Source organism: Arsenophonus sp. ENCA (assembly GCF_002287155.1).
Lineage (GTDB): Bacteria > Pseudomonadota > Gammaproteobacteria > Enterobacterales > Enterobacteriaceae > Arsenophonus > Arsenophonus nilaparvatae.
In genome coordinates, this window is sequence record NZ_NHNG01000425.1 from 1 (window position 1) to 867 (window position 867).

Here is an 867-nt window from a genome sequence, read left to right on the forward strand (position 1 = left end):
CTTTAGGGCGGAAACATCTACTTTTTAACCATCGGCTAACCGTGTCATGAGATAAAGGCGATGGGCTGACTTCTGATAACGCCAAACTAGAGTATCTTACACTGCTTACTTGCAAGAATATTTTATAGATCACGAGTTTCGCACCAATAAAAAAACGCTCTATTTTTAAGTTTAATTCAGCATGATATATAAATAGTCAAAACCTTATAAATCAAATACAACTTATTGTAATTTAAGAAAATTTATGTTTTTTAGTAACTTGCAGATTAATCATTGCTTTTAAGCCATTTTTAGAATTTTATATGCCTGTGCGAAACTCGTGGTCTATAGAAGGTTCAACTAATCGCCATAGGTCTTTAGGGCGGAAACATCTACTTTTTAACCATCGGCTAACCGTGTCATGAGATAAAGGCGATGGGCTGACTTCTGATAACGCCAAACAAGAGTATCTTACACTGCTTACTTGCAAGAATATTTTATAGATATCTTTAATGCATGGATAACCGGACAAAATATGAACATCCTGATTTTTTCTTGTTTTTAAATTTATACTTCTTTTTTAGAGACTGCGAAACTCGTGTCCGGTACAGTTTCTGAATTAACCCTAAGGCCCAAATGGCTTTGCCTACTTTGGTATTCGGCTGGGCTCGCCGAGCCTCTTCAAATTTACGGCGCGCATGCGCCATGCAGCCAACGAGTTGAGCTTCCGTGCCATGATAACCCGCGTAGCCATCAACTTGCAGATACCCCGTATAGTTTACCAGGAATTCGCTCGGGCAACGCCCGCTGCGCGAGTCTTGGTAGTCGTAGATAACCAGGTGCGGCGTGTTATCTTCCACATTTCGCACATCACTGCCGGTGCCATAC

The 867-nt window shown here is 40.7% G+C and carries 1 protein-coding gene and 1 pseudogene; both read right to left on the minus strand.

The features are described from left to right. Positions 1 to 298: 298 nt before the first annotated feature. A complete protein-coding gene (locus CBG25_RS11145; protein ID WP_290606672.1) occupies positions 299 to 511 on the minus strand; it encodes a hypothetical protein in 213 nt (70 codons plus the stop codon). A 73-nt stretch (positions 512 to 584) separates the two neighbouring features. Further along, positions 585 to 867: pseudogene (locus CBG25_RS11150) on the minus strand (transposase); the annotation flags it as partial.